The following is a 2,746-nucleotide window of genomic DNA, read 5'->3' as shown; positions in this document are numbered from 1 at the left end:
TCCACCCGGGGATTTTGCCGCGTGGATGGAGGTGTTTCTCGCTGGTGAATGGCACATGTTCGACCCGCGGAACAACAAGCCGAGGTTTGCGAGAATCCTGATCGCGCGTGGTCGCGATGCTGCCGATGTCCCTCTGACCCAGACATTCGGCCGCAACACGTTGATGGAATTCAAGGTCTGGACGGATGAATTGGCCTGACTGACCTCGGCTTCTTTCTCGATGCACCATCGCAATTCGGGTCGCCAGCCCCCATATGTACAGTACCGATGCGAGGTATCCCGGTCCGACATGGACGAGGAGTTGGCGTCGGAAAATCAAAGGATCGATGAAATGTCCTTCAAGGACCTGACCGCCAGGGCTGCGGCTGCGTTAAAGCCCAAGCCTGCGAAAACAGCGACGACCCCTGCCAAGGAGACCGAGCCCAAGGCTTCTGGCAAGGATGCACCCGCCAAGTCCAAGACATCTTGAGGGTGTACACCGGTTACGCGCCTCATTCCCGTGAGGGGCGCGGACCGCCCACAGCACCAAGGGAAAGGAACGCGCCAATGGAAGATCTGACGAGCAAGACCGTTGCGGTTTTTTCTCGGCCCTTCACCGTTCCGGGCTTTGACGAGATTCTCCCGGCGGGAGATTATGAGATCGAAACGGAGGTGGCTTCACCCCCTGATGAACGGGATCCCGCAGCCTGGAAAGCCTCCGTCCTTGTGAAGCTTCATCCCAGGATATCTCATCCGGGACTTGCACGGACTCTGACTGTTTCCCTTGCCGACCTCGACCAAGCACGCGCCAGGGACAAGCTGACCGGCAGGGAGTTGTCCGACTTTTTCCTTGAAGAAATGCTGGCTGATCCGATGGTACAGCTCGTGATGAAGGCCGACGGGGTCTCCGAGGCGCACCTGCGACATCTCTATTCCGGGTCTGGGACATCCGATCCGACCCTGGCTGCGCCGCCTTCGAAGACGACCGCCCGAGGAGCGCGGGACGAAGAGTCGATCCGGACCGCCGAAAACGAAGGCATGCCTCCACGACCGGACTCGCCGCCGTCCTTACGCACCCGTCTGGCTGCGGGGAAAACGTGATGGCGGACGAGGCCATCGCCGAGGGTGACGTACCGGACATCGCGACCCCAAGGGCCGTGGGTGATGTTCCGCAAGAACGCCGATGCCTGCGATGCGAAACCTCGTTCTGGAGCGAAGGCTTCGGAGAACGGATTTGCCGACGCTGCAAGGGGTTGAATGCCTGGCGGAACGCCGCGCCCGTCAGCGCGGGCGCATCTCGCCGCCGCTGATCCCCACAGCCGCGCGCCGTCTTCCTCAATCCTAACTGGAACATCATTTTGGCCTGCCTGGACATCGTTCACACCACGACCTACAGATACCGTCAAAAGGTCCCCCTTGGGCCCCATCGGTTGATGCTACGTCCCCGAGAAACGAGGGAACTGCGACTACTTGCGCATGCCCTCTCCATTTCTCCGACGGCGACAGTAACCTGGGCGCATGACGTGGCCGGCAACGCTGTCGCCACCGCCGTCTTTGACGGCCTGACGGATCATCTGGTGATCGAGAGCCGTGCCACAGTGGATCTCACCGCGCCTGCATGGCCGGTCTTTGCCATCGCCGCCTCGGCCGCGCAGTACCCCTTTGACTACGCCGCCGACGAATGGACCGATCTGGGCGCGTTGACGGTTCCGCAATACCCCGACCCGGACGGTCGGCTTTCCCGATGGGTCGAGGGCTTCGTCATGGCGCGTCCGACCGACACGCTGTCTTTGCTGAAGGACATCAGCAACGGTGTGTTCACCCAGATTGCCTACCAAAGCCGCGACACTGAAGGCACCCAGTCACCGATCGAGACGCTCGATCGGCGATGGGGCTCGTGCCGTGATCTTGCGGTCCTGCTCGCCGAAGCCGCGCGCACGCTTGGACTCGGTTCCCGCATCGTATCCGGCTATCTGTCCGATGCTGAAGAAAGCCTCCTTGGGTCTGCGGGTTCCGGGTCCACCCATGCCTGGGTCGAGATATTTCTCCCCGGTGCCGGATGGATTGCCTTCGATCCCACGAACCGGAGCTTCGGGTCCCGGAACCTGATACCACTCGCCGTGGCCCGCAACATCGCACAGGTCACCCCGGTGGCAGGCAACTTTGTCGGAACGAACGTCGATTTGCTCTCGATGGAGGTGCTCGTAAGAGTGGAGAGTGCTTCGGCACAAGACAACATGCTCCTGGCCCCAAGAGGCGGGGCGGACATCGCGCTTGTCTGATGGCGTTTCGGTGGGACTGGCTTGCGCCTGCTGGTTTAAACCTATCAATAACAATGCCCTAATGACCGGAGAAGGTTGGACGTCAGGCCCATTCCCGCCCTCCCGTGTTATTGCATCCCTTCCACGATCGAATTGGCACACGCATCGGCCACTTCCGAGCGATACTTTTCGCTCACGTTGTCGACCCAGCCAGCCTGAACCACGAAGTTGTCGCGCTGATATCTACTTGCTTCCTTCAACAAGGCGATCTGTTCCGGCTCCTGTTCGGCCTTGACGACGCAGAGGGGTGTAAACGCCTGAACGACGGCTGCCTCCGCTCCTGCAGCCCGCATCTGGGCCGCTGTGCTGCCAGTCACCCATCCGCCCCAGACGAATCCTATCACGATCGCGACGATGGCGCCGCCGATGGCACCCCAGATTGCGGGTTTGGTAGCTGCGGGAATATTCATTGTTGATCCTATTTCCTGTGAGCTCCCGGCGCGAAG

The 2,746-nt window shown here is 61.0% G+C and carries 5 protein-coding genes and 1 pseudogene; 5 read left to right on the top strand and 1 reads right to left on the bottom strand.

Annotation, left to right across the window (positions count from 1 at the left end; translation table 11 throughout):
- The 5 genes and pseudogenes from P1J78_RS24505 to P1J78_RS24485 form a co-directional block, all read left to right on the top strand.
- A pseudogene (locus P1J78_RS24505) lies at nt 1-199 on the top strand (transglutaminase family protein); the annotation flags it as partial.
- Between the two features lie 90 nt (nt 200-289).
- The gene (locus P1J78_RS24500; protein ID WP_275569993.1) at nt 290-469 is read left to right on the top strand and encodes a hypothetical protein; all 180 of its coding nucleotides are present in this window, start codon (nt 290-292) and stop codon (nt 467-469) included.
- A gap of 77 nt (nt 470-546) precedes the next feature.
- Entirely contained in the window at nt 547-1,080 is a 534-nt protein-coding gene (locus tag P1J78_RS24495; RefSeq protein WP_275569992.1) for a hypothetical protein, read from the top strand.
- Nucleotides 1,080-1,289, top strand: a complete 210-nt coding sequence (locus P1J78_RS24490; RefSeq protein WP_137703227.1) for a hypothetical protein — start codon at nt 1,080-1,082, stop codon at nt 1,287-1,289. Before P1J78_RS24495 ends, P1J78_RS24490 begins: the two co-directional genes overlap by 1 nt.
- A gap of 48 nt (nt 1,290-1,337) precedes the next feature.
- A complete protein-coding gene (locus tag P1J78_RS24485) occupies nt 1,338-2,261 on the top strand; it encodes a transglutaminase family protein (RefSeq protein WP_275569991.1) in 924 nt (307 codons plus the stop codon).
- A 107-nt stretch (nt 2,262-2,368) separates the two neighbouring features.
- Here P1J78_RS24485 and P1J78_RS24480 read toward each other — a convergent pair.
- A partial coding sequence (locus P1J78_RS24480) for a hypothetical protein (protein WP_275569990.1) occupies nt 2,369-2,746 on the bottom strand: 378 nt, incomplete at its 5' end.

Source organism: Psychromarinibacter sediminicola (assembly GCF_029168335.1).
In the GTDB taxonomy this organism is placed as follows: Bacteria; Pseudomonadota; Alphaproteobacteria; order Rhodobacterales; family Rhodobacteraceae; genus Psychromarinibacter; species Psychromarinibacter sediminicola.
This window is presented reverse-complemented; position numbering and strand designations above follow the sequence as displayed.

Coding starts and splice junctions, on each gene's coding strand:
- P1J78_RS24500 (WP_275569993.1), top strand. CDS start 290: ATGGACGAGGAGTTGGCGTCGGAAAATCAAAGGATCGATGAAATGTCC.
- P1J78_RS24495 (WP_275569992.1), top strand. CDS start 547: ATGGAAGATCTGACGAGCAAGACCGTTGCGGTTTTTTCTCGGCCCTTC.
- P1J78_RS24490 (WP_137703227.1), top strand. CDS start 1,080: ATGGCGGACGAGGCCATCGCCGAGGGTGACGTACCGGACATCGCGACC.